This is a genomic window from Burkholderia sp. MR1-5-21 (genome assembly GCF_053427715.1).
Window position 1 is genome coordinate 336,427 of sequence record NZ_JBSAXD010000003.1, and the last position, 17,966, is coordinate 354,392.

The 17,966-nt window shown below is 68.1% G+C and carries 17 protein-coding genes; 5 read left to right on the plus strand and 12 right to left on the minus strand.

Translation table 11 applies throughout. The features are described from left to right. Window positions 1–276: 276 nt before the first annotated feature. From ACV229_RS06105 to argB, 4 genes are all read right to left on the minus strand, one after another. Window positions 277–3,405 (minus strand): autotransporter family protein, encoded by a 3,129-nt coding sequence (locus ACV229_RS06105; RefSeq protein WP_448082214.1) that lies wholly within the window; start codon window positions 3,403–3,405, stop codon window positions 277–279. Window positions 3,406–3,835: 430 nt separating this feature from the next. After that, window positions 3,836–4,525 carry a nucleoid occlusion factor SlmA gene (slmA, locus tag ACV229_RS06110; RefSeq protein WP_448082215.1) on the minus strand — a complete coding sequence of 230 codons (690 nt, stop codon included), beginning with the start codon at window positions 4,523–4,525 and terminating at the stop codon, window positions 3,836–3,838. Continuing rightward, window positions 4,492–5,283 carry a pyrimidine 5'-nucleotidase gene (locus ACV229_RS06115; protein ID WP_448082216.1) on the minus strand — a complete coding sequence of 264 codons (792 nt, stop codon included), beginning with the start codon at window positions 5,281–5,283 and terminating at the stop codon, window positions 4,492–4,494. The genes slmA and ACV229_RS06115 overlap by 34 nt, the downstream gene beginning before the upstream one ends. Beyond that, complete coding sequence (gene argB / locus ACV229_RS06120; RefSeq protein WP_017334603.1) at window positions 5,280–6,179, minus strand: acetylglutamate kinase; 900 nt, start codon at window positions 6,177–6,179, stop codon at window positions 5,280–5,282. Before argB ends, ACV229_RS06115 begins: the two co-directional genes overlap by 4 nt. Before the next feature lie 276 nt (window positions 6,180–6,455). Between argB and ACV229_RS06125 the strand changes: the two genes are divergently transcribed. The 3 genes from ACV229_RS06125 (at window position 6,456) to ACV229_RS06135 (ending at window position 8,684) form a co-directional block, all read left to right on the plus strand. Continuing rightward, a complete protein-coding gene (locus ACV229_RS06125; RefSeq protein WP_448082217.1) occupies window positions 6,456–6,680 on the plus strand; it encodes a cysteine-rich CWC family protein in 225 nt (74 codons plus the stop codon). Between the two features lie 86 nt (window positions 6,681–6,766). Continuing rightward, on the plus strand, window positions 6,767–8,128 hold the full coding sequence (locus tag ACV229_RS06130) for an ATP-binding protein (protein WP_448082218.1): 1,362 nt from the start codon (window positions 6,767–6,769) through the stop codon (window positions 8,126–8,128). A gap of 13 nt (window positions 8,129–8,141) precedes the next feature. Then, window positions 8,142–8,684: a response regulator transcription factor gene (locus ACV229_RS06135; protein ID WP_448082219.1), complete on the plus strand. Its 543-nt coding sequence runs from the start codon at window positions 8,142–8,144 to the stop codon at window positions 8,682–8,684. Between the two features lie 92 nt (window positions 8,685–8,776). Here the strand turns inward: ACV229_RS06135 and hslU are convergent, their stop codons facing one another. From hslU to dapF, 8 genes are all read right to left on the minus strand, one after another. Further along, the gene (gene hslU / locus ACV229_RS06140; protein WP_448082220.1) at window positions 8,777–10,120 is read right to left on the minus strand and encodes an ATP-dependent protease ATPase subunit HslU; all 1,344 of its coding nucleotides are present in this window, start codon (window positions 10,118–10,120) and stop codon (window positions 8,777–8,779) included. A 10-nt stretch (window positions 10,121–10,130) separates the two neighbouring features. Further along, window positions 10,131–10,667, minus strand: coding sequence for an ATP-dependent protease subunit HslV (hslV, locus tag ACV229_RS06145; RefSeq protein WP_448082221.1), 537 nt, complete (start codon window positions 10,665–10,667; stop codon window positions 10,131–10,133). A 239-nt stretch (window positions 10,668–10,906) separates the two neighbouring features. Further along, on the minus strand, window positions 10,907–11,323 hold the full coding sequence (dksA, locus tag ACV229_RS06150; protein WP_059611863.1) for an RNA polymerase-binding protein DksA: 417 nt from the start codon (window positions 11,321–11,323) through the stop codon (window positions 10,907–10,909). A 507-nt stretch (window positions 11,324–11,830) separates the two neighbouring features. Next, entirely contained in the window at window positions 11,831–12,985 is a 1,155-nt protein-coding gene (locus ACV229_RS06155; protein ID WP_448082222.1) for a CobW family GTP-binding protein, read from the minus strand. An 80-nt stretch (window positions 12,986–13,065) separates the two neighbouring features. Next, window positions 13,066–14,274 (minus strand): class I SAM-dependent rRNA methyltransferase, encoded by a 1,209-nt coding sequence (locus ACV229_RS06160; RefSeq protein WP_448082223.1) that lies wholly within the window; start codon window positions 14,272–14,274, stop codon window positions 13,066–13,068. A gap of 79 nt (window positions 14,275–14,353) precedes the next feature. Further along, window positions 14,354–15,274 (minus strand): tyrosine recombinase XerC, encoded by a 921-nt coding sequence (gene xerC / locus ACV229_RS06165; RefSeq protein ID WP_448082224.1) that lies wholly within the window; start codon window positions 15,272–15,274, stop codon window positions 14,354–14,356. A 17-nt stretch (window positions 15,275–15,291) separates the two neighbouring features. Then, complete coding sequence (locus ACV229_RS06170; RefSeq protein WP_448082225.1) at window positions 15,292–16,014, minus strand: DUF484 family protein; 723 nt, start codon at window positions 16,012–16,014, stop codon at window positions 15,292–15,294. Window positions 16,015–16,048: 34 nt separating this feature from the next. Further along, a complete protein-coding gene (gene dapF, locus ACV229_RS06175) occupies window positions 16,049–16,918 on the minus strand; it encodes a diaminopimelate epimerase (RefSeq protein ID WP_448082226.1) in 870 nt (289 codons plus the stop codon). A 419-nt stretch (window positions 16,919–17,337) separates the two neighbouring features. Here dapF and ACV229_RS06180 point away from each other — a divergent pair, with 419 nt between their 5' ends. Both ACV229_RS06180 and ACV229_RS06185 read left to right on the plus strand, forming a co-directional pair. Next, window positions 17,338–17,616 (plus strand): type II toxin-antitoxin system RelE/ParE family toxin, encoded by a 279-nt coding sequence (locus ACV229_RS06180; RefSeq protein ID WP_448082227.1) that lies wholly within the window; start codon window positions 17,338–17,340, stop codon window positions 17,614–17,616. Window positions 17,617–17,630: 14 nt separating this feature from the next. Beyond that, window positions 17,631–17,936: a HigA family addiction module antitoxin gene (locus ACV229_RS06185; protein ID WP_448082228.1), complete on the plus strand. Its 306-nt coding sequence runs from the start codon at window positions 17,631–17,633 to the stop codon at window positions 17,934–17,936. Window positions 17,937–17,966 lie beyond the last annotated feature (30 nt).

Genomic DNA, 17,966 nt, shown 5'->3' on the forward strand with positions numbered 1-17,966 from the left:
GGCGGCTAAATGGTGTCGGCGATGCGCGGAGTCGAAGATGCGCGGCTGACGACCTCTTTAGCCGCATTTGTAGTGAACCGCCGGGACCAAGACAAACCAAGGCCCCGGCCGGTTCGCGCGCCCGCAATCGAGTCAGCAAATCGGCGCGCTTCCGACCTGCCGCCAAGGTGGCGGCAGTCGGCAGAGTATAGCCGAAGTTCGGCCGGCGGGGCGCAGCGGGCGGCGCGCGGTCGTCCGGGCTGCGTCCGTGCGCGCCGTCGTGGTGTCGGGGCGCCTTTACCACCGGTACTTCGCCGCGAGCTGCCCCTTCACGGTCGCGTAGTCGCCGAAGTCCGTATCGACGCCGATGCTCGCCGACACGCTCACGCGCTTCGTGAGTTGCCCGGTCGCGCCGGCCGCGAGCGCGGCGCGATCGCGCGGCACGCCGTAGTCGAACGTGTTGCGGTCGATCGTCAGCGAGCGCGAGCCGGGGCCGTGCCACCAGTTCGCTTCGACGAACTGCCGCAATTCGCGTCCCGCAGGCATCGCGGTCACGCCGTGCACGCGCACGCCGAGCCGCGCCAGCACGTCGTTCGCGCTTTGCGTGCCGATGCGCCCGGACGGCGCGTCGTGCGCCGATGCGTGGTAGTGCGAATAGACGACCTGCGCCTGCGGCTCGACGAAGAAGCGCGACTCGCCCTGTTCGTAGAACGGCAGCGAATAGCCTGCCTCGACCGAGCCCGTCACCGTGCTCGACCGGTACGAATCGCCGGCGAGGCTGCCGCCGATCGAGTTCTGGTAGGCACCGTACATCCACCACGTATCGACGTACGGCCCCGACAGGATGTCCCGATTGCCGTACCACGTACCGTACAGGCCGACGTTGTAGCCGTCGACGCTGCCGCGCGCGGTCGCCGGCGCTTCGCGCTGCTCGGCCGCGTTCCACAGCGTGCGCGTCGACCAGCTCGTGAAACTGCCGTACATCCCCATCGCACCGAGCCGGAAACTGCCGCCGCGGCCGTCGTCGAAGCGCAGCAGGTCGGCGCCCGCGTGCACGAGGCGGCCGTTGCCGCGCACGCTGCGCTCGCCGCCGGAATGCGACGCGAGTTCACCTTCCGCACGCACCCAGACTGCGCCGTCGAGCGGGCCCGAGCGCGGGCCGTCGCTGCGTAGCGAGCGGCTCTCACGCTGGCGCAGTGTGTGGATCGCCATCGCCGCGGCTGCGTCGGCATTCGCGAGATAGGCGTCCGGCTCCGGTGCGACGGCGGCGGGGTGGGGCGGATCGATGGTTTCCGGATGGGTGGCCGAGTTGTCTTCGCCTGGATCGGGCGCTGGCGGCGGTTCGATGGGTGGCGGCTCGATGGGTGGCGGCTCGATGGGCGGCGGCTCGATGGGCGGCGGTTCGACGGGCGGTGGGTCGACAGGGGGCGGTTCGACAGGTTTCGCGGCGGACACCAGATACCAGTCTTCCGCACGGCCGCCGTTGCCGCCGCGTGCAAGCATGTAGTCGTAGCCGCCCGCGGACAGCGTGCCGAAGCCCTTCCGGTAGCCGTCCGACCCGGCATCGAGCGTGAACGCGGTCGCATCGGTCGTACCGCCGTTGCGGGTCTCGACCAGCGGGATGCCGACCGTCGTCTGCGCGCCGTCGCCACCGGCGCGCCGCACGACGATGGCTGTATCGCCGGACGCGCGGCCACCGTCGATCACGAGCCGGTCGGACGGCGACGCGTCGTCGCCGAGCACGGTGTTGACGACGACGCGGCCGTGACGCGCCGCGTAGTCGCCTGCCACGACGAGCGAACGGAATGTGCCCGGTGACGGCGGCGCGAACGTGATGGCCGAGTCGTTCAGCGACAGCGATCCGATCGTCGAATCGCCCGTCACGTGCCAGTTGCTGCCGCCATCGAGCGACAGCGTGTGCACCGCGTCGCTTGCGCCGCGCCACGTCGAGCCGTTCGACAGCACGACGTTCGTCACCGCGGGCGGCACGTGGCCGTCGTCGTCCGGCAGGTTCGCGATATCGCCGACGGCGCGCGCGTTGCCGTCGAGCGACAGGCTGACGGGCGCGCCGGCCGCAGCATTGACCGCCAGCAGCATGCCGTTGCCGCCCGTCACGTGTGCGCCGTTCTTCAACGCGATCGTCGCGTCGGCAGCCTCGATGGCGCCATGACGCTCGCTCGCGAGCGAACCGCCGTCGACGGTGAGCGAACCGCCGGTGACGACGGCTCCCCATGCGTCGTCGCCTGTGGTGCGCGCGTCCGTGTTGCGCAATTCGACGCGCGCGAGGGAGCCCGCGTAGACGGCTGGGGCGCCGGCGCCATGTGTCGTGAGTGTGCCGTCGCTCAGCGACGCGAGCGAATTCGCGCCAGAAGCAAACAACCCGTACGATCGCTCACCGAAGGTTTCGATGCTGCCGCCCGACAGCGCGACCTGTCCGCCGCGCCGGGCAAGCGCGCCGATCGAGCGGTTGCCGGTCGTCACGACGTCGGTGTCCGTCGCCTGCACCGTCGGCGTCGCCGCGTACTCCATCGACGCGTACAGCCCGTGCGCGCTCGCGCCTTGCGTCAGCACGCGCGTGCGCGCGAGTTCGACATGGCCCGCGCGGCTATCCACGCCGAGCGACATGTCTCCTTCGGTCCGAAGATGCGAGTCCCGTATCGTCGCCGTCGACTGGCCAGGCATGTAGACGGCCGACGCGAGGTCGCCCGTCGTGCCGAGATCCACGCGCTCGAGCGTCGCACCGATGTCGTCATAGCTGAGAAACACGCCGTACGCGGTCGCGCCGGTCGTGCGGACCTGCGCATCCGTCACGTTGATCGAGGAGCCTGGCGCATGGTTGATCATGATGCCGGCCGCGTCGCGGCCGCTCGTGCGGATCGCGCCGCCGGAGACGTCGATCCGGTTTGGGGTACTGCCGTCGTTGCGGCCACCGTTGATATAGAGACCGTGTCCGCTGACGTCTTCGGTGTCGATCGTGACGTCGCGCGCCGATACCGTGCCGCCATACTGGGCCTGAAGGCCGATGCCGAGCATGTTCATCGTACGAATTTCCGCGCCGTCGAGCTCGATGTGCGAGCCGACGCCGTCCGCATAGGCGCCTGCTGCGGCGAAACCCGCCGACGCCAGCCGTACCTTGCCGGCCGTGGTCAGTACGCCGCCGTTGGTCGCGTAGAGCACATGCTGGCCGGAGATCGTCGTTGCATAGTCGCCCGGCGCGACCTCGAGCGCGATCCCGTTCGCGTATTGCGCGCCACCGGCCGTGGCCTCGGCGAGCGGCGCGAGCGGCAGCGCGGCGCCGGCGATCAGCGCGGAATGCACGAGCCGCCGCGGACCGCGCCGGCCATGCGACGATGTGGCGGCCGGACGCGGCGGCGCGATGTCGCCGGACGCGGGCAGCCCGCCGGCGCGTTGTAGCCTGTATCGCATTGCTGCCCCTTCTGAATTTCGCTTGAATAGGCGAAAATAATGAAGAGACGAGATAATTGAAATTGGACGTGTACGAACTTTCGTGCGTGTATGGACCCAACGCCTTTTGCAAGCTTCTTTTTTGTGATGTCGAAACGGTCTGCATGCATGTATCCGGCTTGCCCGATGGGCGATCGCCGAAGCACGCCCGCAGCCTCGATGAGATCCGCGCACCCGGTCCTTAGCAAAATCACGGCTCGCCGCGAGCGGCAGCCGGCACGAAAGACAGGCTTCGGGGTGCTGGTTCAACCTATTTCGTCATCGCTTCGAGAAGCTTCGCAAAACCAGGGTGGGTACCACTCTGCATAAAGAGTTGCGCGACTCGGTCAGGCCGCGGCGTTCGACCGTTGGTAGGGCTCGTCGCCGCTCAGCAGCGCCTGCCCGGGCACCGTCACTGCAGGATCAGCCGGATCTTCGCGTCGGCCTGCTCGCCGGGCGCTTTCGCGAACCCGCTGCGTTCGAAGCGATGCCAGCAGCCGATCACGTAGCTGACGAGCAGGTTCGCGCGCACGGCAGGATCGTAGTCGGCGGGGAGCGGGACCGCGCCCGCCGCGTCCGCGTGCGCGTTGCCGTCGCGGCGCGCGTTCGCTTCCATCACCGCGACGCGCAGGCTCTGCCTGACGGTCGCCTCGACACGCTCGATCATCCGGTCGACGCGCTCGACGAGCCGCTCGTGCTCGCCGACGAGCGCCTCGCCCGTCAGCACGCGCGTCATGCCGGGATTCTTCGCCGCGAAATTGAGCAGCATCAGCGCGATCGCGCGCGCCTGCAGCACGCCGTCGGGCTCCTTCGCGGCGATCTGGTTGATGAGGCCGAAGAACGTGGTTTCGATGAACTCGATCAGGCCGTCGAACATCTGGGCCTTGCTCGCGAAATGGCGGTACAGCGCGGCTTCCGACACGTCGAGCCGGGCCGCGAGCGCGGCCGTCGTGATCTTCTCGCGCTTCGGCGCCTCGAGCATCGCCGCGAGCGTCTGCAGGATCAGCACGCGGCGCTCGCCGGGCTTCGGACGCGCGCGGGTGCGGGTGGGTGTGGCCTGGTCGTCCGTTACCGCTTGGTCCTGCGGGTGAGTCGGCTGCATTTCTGTCGCCCCGATCGAGTGCCCAGTCGCAGCGATTTTAGCGAACGAATGCGCTGATCGACATAATGCGGACGGCCGGTGCTCGGCAGGTGGCCCGGCAGATGGCCGGTGATCCACACGGTGCCGATGCCGAGCCGCTTGTAGCGCTTCAGGTGGCCGCGCGTATCCTCGACGAGGATTGCGTCGGCCAGCCGCGCGTTGGCGGCGCGCAGCGTCCGGCGCAGCATCGTGTGGTCGGGCTTCGCGCGCCACGTGCGGCGGTCGCGCATGTGCTCGATCGCGATCACGCGTTCGAACAGCCGCTCGATGCGCAGCTCGTGCAGCACCGCGCGCGCGTAGTTTTCCGGCGCGTTGGTCAGCACGAACTTGCGGCCCGGCAGCGAGGCGACGATCCGTGCGAGGCCGCGCTCGGCGCGCAGCATCGCGGGCAGGTCCGGGAACGTGTGGACGACGCGCAGGAAGTCGTGCGGATCGATCGGATGATGCCGCGTGAGGCCGAGCAGCGCCGCGCCGTAGCGCTGCGTGTAGCCGGTGCGCAGCCGATCGGCTTCCGCGCGCTCGACCTGGAGCGCGTCGATGATGTATTGCGTCATCGCACGGTTGATCTCCGGGAAGATCGCGTGCGATGCGTGGTGAAGGGTATTGTCGAGGTCGAACAGCCACACCGGGGCGCCGGCGCGGGGCCGGCTGCGCGATACGCGCCGGCGCAGGGCTGCGGCCGGCAGGTCGGGTGCGGCGGTCTTGCGACGGGCGCTCAATGCGAGCGGATCATCGTGCCGAACGGCTGCTCGGTCAGGATCTCGAGCAGCACCGAGTGCTCGATCCGGCCGTCGACGATGTGCACCGACTTCACGCCGCTCTTCGCGGCGTCGAGCGCCGACGCGATCTTCGGCAGCATGCCGCCCGAGATCGTGCCGTCCTCGAACAGCGCGTCGATCTCGCGCGCCGACAGGTCGGTCAGCAGGTTGCCGTCCTTGTCCATCACGCCCGGGATGTTGGTCATCATCAGCAGCTTCTCGGCGTTCAGCACCGTCGCGAGCTTGCCGGCGACCAGGTCGGCGTTGATGTTGTACGACAGGCCGTCTTCGCCGAAGCCGATCGGCGAGATCACCGGGATGAACGCGTCGTCCTGCAGCGCCTTCACGACCGCCGGGTTGATCGCCTCGACCTCGCCGACCTGGCCGATGTCGATGTACTGGCCCGGATTGTCGCGATCCGGCATCAGCAGCTTGCGCGCGTGGATCAGGCCGCCGTCCTTGCCCGTCAGGCCGACCGCGTGGCCGCCGAAGTGGTTGATCAGCATCACGATGTCCTGCTGCACTTCGCCGCCCAGCACCCATTCGACGACTTCCATCGTCTCTTCGTCGGTGACGCGCATGCCCTGGATGAAGGTGCCCTGCTTGCCGATCTTCTTCAACGCCTGGTCGATCTGCGGGCCGCCGCCGTGGACGATCACCGGGTTGATGCCGACCAGCTTCAGCAGGATCACGTCGCGTGCGAAGCCTTGCTTGAGCCGCTCTTCCGTCATCGCGTTGCCGCCGTATTTGATGACCACGGTCTTGCCGTGGTAGCGGCGGATGTACGGCAGCGCCTCCGCGAGGATTTCGGCTTTCAGCGTGGGGGCGATCTGCGAGAGGTCGATGGGCTCGGACATGGCGGCGGCTCTGGCTGGGAACGGTTGAAACACGGCGAATTGTACAGGAGTGGCGCAGCGCAGCATCGGGATTTTGGCCCGGCGGCGCAGGTCCGGCAACAGGCTCGGGGGCTGCGGCGACACGGTTGCGGCAAGCGTACCCGTACGCGGCGGCCGGCGACATCGGCCGGTCGGCCGACGTGCAAAATCCGGCCGCCGCGCTATGCTTGTCGCGTTGGGCGCTGCCGCGCCCGCCGTTGATCGTCGTTCTCGATCGCCACCCTTTATCGCCGCCCGATGACCGACTCCGCCACCGACCGCCGTTCCGAGCCGCGACGCGCGCGCTGTCCGCGTTGCGGACGCAACTTCGATTGCGGCGCGCGCACGCAGCCGTTCGAATGCTGGTGCGCGTCGATGCCCGGACTGCCCGACGGCGCGCAGCCGGCGCTCGGCGCGCGCTGCCTGTGCCCGGAATGCCTGGCCGACGAGACCGCGCGGCGCGTCGCCGGGGCGTCGGGTTAGCGCGGACCGGCCGGGATGAAGCCCGGCGCGTCCATGGTCTGGCCCTCTGCTGGAGGCACCGTCGGCTAAACGGGTAAACTGCGCGGATGCAACGAATCACTACCACCGGCCGCGTCAACCTGAGCCACCTGTTCTGGCTGCGCAACCTTGCGATCATCGGCCAGCTCGTGACGATCGGCGTCGTCCAGACCTATTTCGGCGTGCATCTGCCGTTGCCGGCGATGCTGATGGTGATCGCGCTCGAGATCGTCTTCAACGCGCTGACCTGGGTGCGCGTGCTGCGCGCGCGGCCCGAGACCAATTTCGAGCTGCTCGGCCAGCTGTGGGTGGATCTGGGCGCGCTGTCGGCGCTGCTGTTCCTGTCGGGCGGCACGACCAACCCGTTCGTGTCGCTGTACCTGCCATCGCTCGCGATCGCGGCGGCCGTGCTGCCGTGGCACCTGATGATCTGGCTCGCGGCGTTCGCGGTCGCGTGCTATGCGTTGCTCGGCTTCGATTCGGTGCCGCTCAACCTGGACAACCCGGCGAACCTGTTCGACTACTACCGCACCGGGATGTGGGCGAACTTCATGGTGAGCGTCGGCCTGATCGCGTGGTTCGTCGCGCGCATGTCGAATGCGCTGCGCCAGCGCGACGCGGCGCTCGGCGAAGCGCAGCAGCGCCTGCTGCGCGACGAGCGTGCGGTGGCGCTCGGCGTGCAGGCGGCGACCGTCGCGCACGAGATGGGCACGCCGCTGTCGACGATCGCGATGCTGACCGAGGAGTTGCGCGACGCCGCGCGCGCCGACGCGGGGCTCGCCCGCTACGAGGCCGACCTGAAGGTGCTGGACGAACAGATGATGCTGTGCACGTCGGCGCTCGCGCGACTGCGCAGCCGCGCGAGCGCGCCGGCGAACCGCCAGCCGGTCGACGACTGGCTCGACACGTTTGTCGAGCACTGGCGCCTGCGGCATCCGCACGTGCAGTTCGAGCTGCTCGGCGCACGGCCCGCGGGCGTCGCGCTCGACGATACCGTCGCGGCGGGCCAGATCCTGACGATCCTGCTCGACAACGCCGCGCGCGCGAGCCCGCAGCGCGTGACGCTCGCCGCGAAGGTCGCGCATGGCGGCACGGCGGACGAAATCGAATTCGAAGTATGCGACGATGGCCCGGGCATTCCGGCCGCGTTGCGTGAGTCGCTCGGCGCGATGCCGGTCGACAGCACGCAGGGCGGGCACGGGGTCGGCCTGTACCTGGCGTTCAGCGCGGCGGCGCGGCTCGGCGGCGTGATCGAGCTGTCCGACGTGACGCCGCGTCCCGCGGGCCATGCGGCCGGGCGTCCGAACGGCGCGAACGGGACGGCGGCCGGCCGCCCCGCCGGCGCTTCCGTCGGTCGCGGCACGCGGGCCGTGCTGCGCCTGCCGGTCGCGCGCCATGCGGCGTCGCCCGCCGCCACCCCCAACACGTAGACGGAGAAACCACATGAGCGACAACAATTTCCTGGTGATCGACGATAACGAGGTGTTTGCGGGCACGCTCGCACGCGGCCTCGAACGCCGCGGCTATGCGGTCCAGCAGGCGCATGACAAGGAGACGGCGCTCAAGCTCGCCGCCGGCGCCAAGTTCCAGTTCATCACCGTCGACCTGCATCTCGGCGAGGATTCGGGCCTGAGCCTGATCGCGCCGCTCTGCGACCTGCAGCCGGACGCGCGGATCCTCGTGCTGACGGGCTATGCGAGCATCGCGACCGCCGTGCAGGCGGTGAAGGAGGGGGCCGACAACTATCTCGCGAAGCCCGCGAACATCGAATCGATCCTGGCCGCGCTGCAGACCAATGCGAGCGAGGTGCAGGCGGACGAGGCGCTCGAGAATCCGGTCGTGCTGTCGGTCGACCGGCTCGAATGGGAGCACATCCAGCGCGTGCTCGCGGAAAACAACAACAACATCTCGGCAACCGCGCGCGCGCTGAACATGCATCGCCGCACGCTGCAGCGCAAGCTCGCGAAGAAGCCGGTGCGCCAGTAAGCTCGGGCCGGCTGCCCGCGCCGGCCGCCCGCGCATAAAAAAACGGGCGGGCCCGAAGGCGCCGCCCGTTCTTGCTGCGGACTGCGTGCGCGTTACAGCACGTAGCGCGACAGGTCCTCGTCCTGCGCCACCTCGCCGAGCGCACGGTCGACGTACTTCGCGTCGATCGACACGCGCTCGCCGGCGTGGTTGCCGGCCGCGAACGACACTTCCTCGAGCAGCTTCTCGATCACCGTATAGAGACGCCGCGCACCGATGTTCTCGGTCTTCTCGTTGACCGCATATGCGATCTCCGCGAGGCGGCGAATGCCGTCGTCTGCGAACTCGAGCTGCACGTCCTCGGTCGCGAGGAGCGCCTGGTACTGCTTGACGAGGCTCGCGTCGGTCGCGACGAGGATCGCCTCGAAATCCTTCACCGACAGCGAATCGAGCTCGACGCGGATCGGGAAGCGCCCCTGCAGCTCGGGAATCAGGTCGCTCGGCTTCGCGAGGTGGAACGCGCCGCTCGCGATGAACAGGATGTGATCGGTCTTCACCATCCCGTACTTCGTGTTGATCGTCGTGCCTTCGACGAGCGGCAGCAGGTCGCGCTGCACGCCCTGGCGCGACACTTCGCCGCCGCTGCCTTCGTTGTTGCGCGACGTGATCTTGTCGATCTCGTCGAGGAACACGATGCCGTTCTGCTCGACGTTCTGCACGGCCTTCGTCTTCACTTCCTCTTCGTTCAGCATCTTCGCCGCTTCCTCGTCGGTCAGCAGCTTCAGCGCTTCCTTGATCTTCACCTTGCGGCGCTGCTTCTTGCCGCCGCCGAGGTTCGAGAACATCGAGCGGATCTGCTCGGTCATCTCTTCCATCCCGGGCGGCGCCATGATGTCCATGCCGACTGTCGGCTGCTCGAGGTCGAGCTCGATTTCCTTGTCGTCGAGCTGGCCTTCGCGCAGGCGCTTGCGGAACGTCTGGCGCGTCGCGTTGTTGTCGTCGTTCGCGTGGTCGGCGTTCGCGCCGAAGCCCACCGCGCGCGGCTGCGGCAGCAGGATGTCGAGGATGCGGTCCTCGGCCTGGTCGGTCGCCTTGCTCCGTACCTTGCGCATCTCGGCTTCGCGCGTCTGCTTGACCGAGATATCGATCAGGTCGCGCACGATGCTGTCGACGTCGCGACCGACGTAGCCGACTTCGGTGAACTTGGTCGCTTCGATCTTGATGAACGGCGCGTCGGCGAGCTTCGCGAGGCGGCGCGCGATTTCGGTCTTGCCGACGCCCGTCGGCCCGATCATCAGGATGTTCTTCGGCGTGATTTCCGTGCGCAGCGGGTCGGCGACCTGCTGGCGGCGCCAGCGGTTGCGCAGCGCGACGGCGACCGCCTTCTTCGCCTTGTCCTGGCCGATGATGTGCTTGTCGAGTTCCGAGACGATCTCGGCAGGGGTCATGGTGCTCATGTTTCGGTCCTTACTCGATCGTTTCGATGACGCGGTTGTGGTTCGTGTAGATGCACATGTCGCCGGCGATCTCGAGCGATTTCTCGACGATTTCGCGCGGCGACAGCTCCGTGTTCTCGGCGAGCGCGCGGGCCGCGGCCTGCGCGTATGCGCCGCCCGAGCCGATCGCGCAGATGCCTTCTTCCGGATCGAGCACGTCGCCGTTGCCGGTGATGACGAGCGTGGTCGTCGCGTCGGCAGCGATCAGCATCGCCTCGAGGCGGCGCAGCATCCGGTCGGTGCGCCAGTCCTTCGCGAGCTCGACGGCCGCGCGGGTCAGGTTGCCCTGGTGCTTCTCGAGCTTCGCTTCGAAGCGGTCGAGCAGCGAGAACGCGTCGGCGGTGCCGCCCGCGAAGCCGACCAGCACCTGGTTGTTGTAGATCCGCCGCACTTTCCGCGCGCCACCCTTCATGACGATGTTGCCGAGCGTCACCTGGCCGTCGCCGCCGAGCGCGACCTTGTCGCCGCGCCGGACCGAAACGATGGTCGTGCCGTGAAATTGCTCCATCTGCGTTCCTTGAGAAAAACGGGGAAGAGGCGGCGGCGCGCTGCGCCGCCGCGTGAATCGCGGTGTGCCGGGGAGCGGCCCGGCGCGCATTGGATTCATTTTAGGGCGCGCGCCGGGATATCAAGAGGGGGCCGGGAAGCCGGCCGGAAAAACCCGGAAACCGGGCCGGGAAAAACAAAAAGCGCGCGGAAGGCCGCGCGCTTTCGGGAAGCAGCGTGTCTGGGCGGAACGCCGGCTGCTCAGTCGCCGAACAGCTTCTGGCGCAGCTCGCGGCGCTCCTGCGCCTCGAGCGACAGCGTGGCGGTCGGACGCGCGAGCAGGCGCGGAATGCCGATCGGCTCGCCGGTTTCCTCGCACCAGCCGTAGTCGCCGGAATCGATGCGGGCGAGCGACTGCTGGACTTTCTTGAGGAGCTTGCGTTCGCGGTCGCGCGTGCGCAGTTCGAGCGCGTGCTCTTCTTCGATCGTCGCGCGGTCGGCGGGATCGGGCACGATCACCGTCTCGCGGAGGTTCTCGGTCGTCTGGCCGGCGTTGTGGAGAATTTCCGCCTGCAATTGTTCGAGCCGAGCTTTGAAGAAGGCGAGCTGATCCTCATTCATGTAATCCTTGTCGCTCATCTTCAGGATTTCGGCTTCGGTCAAGAGTTTCTTCGTCATCTGCTTGCTTCTTCAATGTGCGGCAAATCACGAGATATTGCCTGCACTTTGGGATTACCCGCAACCGCGCTTGCAATCATTTGCGTTTTGCCGCTGCGGGGCCGAAAGCCTCTGGAAAACCGGTTCTCAAATACCAGGATAGGCCTGGCGTCGATGTGCGCGCGGCGAACCGGTGTACTGCGCGGCAGATCGTATCGGTCGCGGCCGGGTGGCGAACACGCGATCCGGCACGTTTGCGATTCCCTGATGGTCGTTCCGCAAGAACCGGGCCTGTCGTCCGGGCCTGTTGTCCGGACGTTTTGTGGCCGTATTCCAGCGGGCACGTATTGTAACTGAATCGCAAGCCTGCGCCGTATCGGGTCGATCCCCGTCGGCTGCGCCAATATCTAGAAAATATAACGCGCAAACCGCGAAAAAGCGATGACGCCAAAACCCTCGCCGTTTACGGCCCGACACGGCCGCCGGCACCCGGGGGGAACCGGCGGCGAATCGCGTCGCGCCGCGCTGTCAGGCGAGGCAGGCGTCGAGGCCGTCGGTGATCAGGTCCTGCGGCAGATCGACGCCGATGAACACCATCTTGTTGGTCTTCTTCTCGACCGGCAGCCACTTCGCGGCGAGATCGCTGCCCATCATCTGGTGCACGCCCTGGAACACGACCTTGCGGTCGACGCCCTTCATGTACAGCACGCCCTTGTAGCGCAGCATCCGCTCGCCGTAGATCTGCAGGATCCCGCCGAGGAAGTCCTCGAGCTTGTTCGGATCGAACGGGCGGTCGTTGCGGTACACGAACGACTTGATCTTGTCGTCGTGGTGCGCGTGATGGTGATGACCGTGCGCGTGATCGTGGTCGCAATGGCCGTGATCGTGATCGCAGTGCGCGTGGTCGTGATCGTGGTCATGGTCATGGGCGTGATGCGCGTGGTCGTCCTCGGCGAGGAAGTCCGGATCGATCTCGAGCTTCGCATTCAGGTTGAAGCCGCGCAGGTCGAAGATTTCCTTGATGTCCGCGTCGCCGAAGTTGACGAGCTTGATCGCCGCCCTCGGGTTCATGTGCATCAGGCGGTGCTTGAGGTCGGCAACCGTCTGGTCGTCGACGAGGTCCGACTTCGTGACGAACAGGCGGTCGGCGAAGCCGACCTGGCGCTGCACGACCTCGTGCTCGTCGAGCTGCGCGTCGGCGTGCTTCGCGTCGACGAGCGTGATGACCGCGTCGAGCAGGAAGTCGTCGGCGATCTCGCTGTCGATGAAGAAGGTCTGCGCGACCGGGCCCGGGTTCGCGAGGCCGGTCGTCTCGATCACGATGCGGTCGAAGTCGAGCTTGCCTTCGCGCTTTTTCGCGGCCAGGTCGCCGAGCGCGCGGGCCAGGTCGCCGCGGATCGTGCAGCAGATGCAGCCGTTGCTCATCTGGATGATCTGCTCGTTCGTATCCTGCACGAGGATCTCGTTGTCGATGTTCTCCTCGCCGAATTCGTTCTCGATCACGGCGATCTTCATGCCGTGCTGTTCGTTCAGGATGCGCTTGAGCAGCGTCGTCTTGCCGCTGCCGAGGAAGCCGGTGAGGATGGTGACGGGAGTGGCCATGTCGGTCGCCTGTGGTTCGTGAATCGGGGTCAAAGCCGGGATGTGCGTCGCACCCGGCGAGCCGGGCGCACAACCATCCATTGAAACATATCTGTCAAGCCCCCGCCCCTCGTCCAAGCGACGAGCGGGCGAGCTGCGGTTGCCCGCCCATATCGGGGCGATCAGACGATTTGCAACAGCAGGCCCTTCAAATATTCGCCTTCCGGGAATGCGGCGAGCAGCGGGTGATCGACGCCCGCGCCGAGCCGCTTCAGGATCCGCGCGTCGACCTTCGCGTCGGCGGCCGCGCCCGCAACGATCTTCTGGAACAGGTCCATGTCGATCGCGCCCGAGCACGAATAGGTGAACAGCAGGCCGCCCGGACGCAGCAGCCTGAAGCCGCTCAGGTTGATGTCCTTGTACGCGCGCGCGGCGCGATCGACGCTGTCGCGCGTCGGCGCGAACTTCGGCGGATCGAGCACGATCAGGTCGAAGCGCTCGCCTTCGTCGACGAGGCGGCGCAGCGTCTTGAACGCGTCGGCGTCGAGCCAGGTCGCGCGCGCCGGGTCGAAGCCGTTCGCGGTGACGTTCTGCTGCGCGAGCGCGAGCGCATCGCCCGACGAATCGATCGACACGACGCGTTTCGCGCCGCCCTTCAGCGCCGCGAGCGAGAAGCCGCCCGTGTAGCAGAAGCAGTTCAGCACGTCGCGCTCGTGCGCATACTGCGCGACGAGCGCACGGTTGTCGCGCTGGTCGATGTAGAAGCCGGTCTTGTGGCCGTTCGGTACGTCGACGTGGTAGCGCACGCCGTTCTCGTTCGAGATCAGCGTCGCGGGCGGCGCGTCGCCGGCAAGCACGCCGGTCGTCTGCTCGAGGCCTTCCTTGTCGCGGATCGACACGTCCGAGCGCTCGTAGACGTTCGGGCAGCCGGTCGCGCCGACGAGCGCGGCGACGATCGCGTCCTTCCACGCTTCGACGCCCGCGGCCATGAACTGGCAGACGAGCTGGCCGCGCGGCGATGCGGCGCCCGAGTCCTCGACGTAGTGATCGACGATCAGCCCCGGCAGCCCGTCGGCCTCGCCGAACACGAGCCGCACCGCGCCGGTGCCGGCGACCATCGTCTGACGGTGCGCGACCGCGCGCTGCACGCGCCGCTTGAAGAACGCGTGGTCGATCGGCTCGTTCTCGTCGAAGCTCCACACGCGCACGCGGATCTGCGACTGCGGGCTGTACGCGCCGCGCGCGAGGAAGCGGCCGTCGTGCGCGCGCACGACGACGGTCGCGCCGGGTGCGGGCTTGCCGTCGACGCGGTCGATCGCGTTGGCATAGATCCACGGATGACGGCGCAGCAGCGATTTGTCCTTCGACGGTTTGAGTGTGACGGTTTGCATGGCTTGATCGAAATGGGCCGCGTCCCGCGGGGACTTCGTCCGGTCATCGGGCGCGGCAGGTCAGAACGGAAAGCGCGCGTCAGTCGCGCTTCTTCGCGCGCGGGTGCGCGCTGTCGTAAATCTTCGCGAGGTGCTGGAAGTCGAGCGACGTATACACCTGCGTTGCGGCGACGCTCGCATGGCCGAGCAGCTCCTGCACCGCGCGCAGGTCGCCGCTCGATTGCAGCACGTGCGTCGCGAACGAGTGGCGCAGCACGTGCGGGTGGACGTGCGCCGGAATGCCCGCGGTGAGCGCCGCGCGCTTCACGCGTTCGCGCACGACACCCGGCGACATCCGGTTGCCGCGCACCGACAGGAACAGCGGATGCGGGTCGTGCTTCACGAACGCGTCGCGCACCGCGAGCCACGCGTTCAGCGCGTCGATCGCCTTGCGGCCGACCGGCACCTTGCGCTCCTTGTTGCCCTTGCCGCGCACGGTGACTTCGGCTTCCGCGAGGTCGAGCCAGCCGGTCGAGCGGTAGCCGTCTGCCTGTGCGTACGTCACGTCGAGCCCGATCAGCTCGGCAAGGCGCAGGCCGGACGAGTAGAACAGCTCGAGGATCGCGTGGTCGCGGATGCCTTCGGTCGTGGCGGGCAGCGGCGCGTCCATCAGCGCCGCCGCATGGTCGACGGACAGCGCCTTCGGCAGCGTCTTCGCGCGCTTCGGCGCACGCACCGCGGCGACCGGGTTCGCGGGAAGCTCGATGCGCTGCGCGAGCCAGCGATAGAACGCGCGCCACGCGGACAGCCGGTGCGAAATCGAGCGAGCGGACAGGCCGCCCGCGTGCGCGCGGGCGACCGCGCCGCGCATGTCGGTCGCGGTCAGCGCTTCGAGCGCGCGGCCCGCGGCGAGCTTCTTCAGTTCGTCGAGTTCGTGCGTGTACGCGCGCAGCGTGTGATCCGACAGCTTCCTGACGTGCTTCAGGTTCGACAGGTACGCGGCGATCGGATCGTCGGTCATGGGATGCGGCGTGCGGATCAGTGCGGCAGCAGGCGCGTCAGCGCGGCGCTGGCGAGCGTCGCGATCTGCGCGAGGAAGTCGGTCGCCATCCCGTCGTGGAAACGGCGCGGGTCCGGCGAGCCGAGCACGAGCAGCCCGAACGCGGGCGTGTCGGCGCCGGCCTGCGGCGCGCGCAGCGCGAGCAGCGCGACCGATGCGGCCGAGCCGTCGCCGGCCGGGGCCGCGTCGCCGCCGTCCGTCGCGTTCGCGGACGCGGCGATCGCGGGCGCGAGCCACTGGGCGGCCTCGAAGCCCGTGTTCGCGCCGCAGTATGGCGTCGAGAGCCCGTTCGTGAAGAGGCGCACCTCTTCACCGACCTGGCGCGCGAAGTCGGCCTGCGAGTACGTGTCGGCGACGTCCCATACGCGCAGCGCGGTCTGCGGCACGTCGAACACGTCGGCGAGGCCGTCCGCGATCGTGCGCGGCAGTGCGTACGGATCGCGCTCGGCGATCACGCGCGCGGTCCAGCGGCTGAACTTCGCGGACAGGCTGTCGTTCTCGTGGCCGTAGCGCACGAGCTCGGCGAGCCGGCGCTCGAGATGCTTGTTCTTGTCGCGCAGCATCTCCATCTGCCGCTCCTGCAGCGAGATCGCCGCCTTGCCGTGCGGGTTCGCGAGGCGGATCGTGGCCAGCAGTTCGGCGTGCCGTGCGAAGAATTCGGGGTTGGCGAGCAGGTAGTCGGCGACTTCGCGATCGTTCATGGGACGGGAGCGTTCAATCAGGACAATGAATGGGTCAGGCGGCCAGGTCGATCTCGCCTTCGAACACGGTCGTGGCGGGCCCCGCCATCAGCAGCGGGGCGGCCTCGTCGCGCGCGCCGTCCCAGCCGATCGTCAGCGTGCCGCCGTGGGTGTGCACGGTCACCGGCGTGTCGAGCAGGCCGCGCCGGATGCCGGCCGCGACCGCCGCGCACGCGCCGGTGCCGCATGCGAGCGTCTCGCCTGCGCCGCGTTCGTAGACGCGCAGCTTCACTTCGTGGCGCGACACGATCTGCATGAAGCCGGCGTTGACCCGCTGCGGAAAGCGCGCGTGACGTTCGATCAGCGGGCCTTCGGCGAGCACCGGGTACGCTTCGGTGTCGTCGACCACCTGCACCGCGTGCGGGTTGCCCATCGACACGGTCGAGATCCAGCGCGTTGCGCCGTTCACGTCGAGCGGCCACAGCGTGTCGCGGCCGTCCGCGCGGCCGTCGAGGCCCGTCGCGTCGAACGGCACGAGCACCGGCGCGAACACGGGCGCGCCCATGTCGACGACGACCTCGCCGTTGTCCTGCATCGTCAGCGTGATCAGGCCCTTCATCACTTCGACGCGCACGCTGCGCTTGTCGGTGAGGCGCCGGTCGCGCACGAACTTGACGAAGCAGCGCGCGCCGTTGCCGCAGTGTTCGACCTCGCCGCCGTCGCAATTGAAGATCCGGTACTTGAAGTCCGCGCCGTCGACGGTCGGCTTCTCGACGACCAGCAACTGGTCGGCGCCGATCCCGAAGTGGCGGTTGGCGAGCGCGCGCACCTGCGCTTCGGTGAGCGGCGGCAGCGCGCGGGAGTAGCCGTCGAGCACGACGAAGTCGTTGCCCGCGCCGTGCATCTTGGTGAACGAGAGTTTCACTGGTACCGGAATTCCATGGCGAACAAGGGGTCAGCGCGGCGCGGTCGGGGCGGCGTCATGCCGGACGGCCGTTTCGTCGTGCTGATCTCAATCGCGAATGATACATGCAGCCGTCATGGGCGTCCCGTGCGGGCAGGCGTTTCGCGCCCGCTTGCGCAGGTGAACGGGGGCGGCATCTGTCGATCGGTCGACTGGTTGCGTGAGCGGCAGACGGGCAGATTGAGATGGTTCGGCGTGGCGGGCGTCGTCGCGGCGGACGAATCCTGCGACGCGGGTTCGAGCGCAGTGAACGCACGGGATGAACCGGACGCGCGTTTTCGTACCGGTCAAATTGACAACTCAATCAGGCGATTCGTATAGTGTGGCTATACGCTCAGCAGACCATGCCGTCGACATCGCGACTCGAGTGTGGGAGGCCCATGATCAAGTCATGGCAGCACAAGGGGCTGGAAGCGTTTTTCATGAACGGGAGCAAGGCGGGCATTCGGCCCGATCATGCTCCAAGGCTGCGGCGCCAGCTTGCCGGTCTCGACGTGGCGAGCCAGCCGCTCGACATGAACGTGCCCGGCTGGCGCTTCCACGAGCTGGCCGGCGGGCTGGAGGGCCACTACGCGGTGAGCGTCAACGGCAACTGGCGCCTGACGTTCAGGTTCGAAGGGCCCGATGCCGTTCTGGTCGACTACCAGGACTACCACTGAGGTGATTCAACGCCATGACTCGCATGTCCAATCCGCCCCATCCGGGCGAAACGCTGCGCGACGACGTGCTGCCCGCGCTCGGCCTGACCGTGACCGAAGCCGCGGCCCAGCTCGGCGTGACGCGCGCGGCGCTGTCGCGCATCCTGCACGGCCATGCCGGAATCTCGCCGGAAATGGCGCTGCGCCTCGAAGCGTGGCTCGGCGAGGAGAACGGCGGGCGCGCGGATCTCTGGCTCGCGCAGCAGGCCGCGTACGATCTGTGGCAGGCGCGCGCGAAGGGCGCGCCAAACGTGAAGCGCGCGCTGGCGCGCGCCGTCTGACGGCCGTGCCTGCGTCGTGCCGTCGCGCCT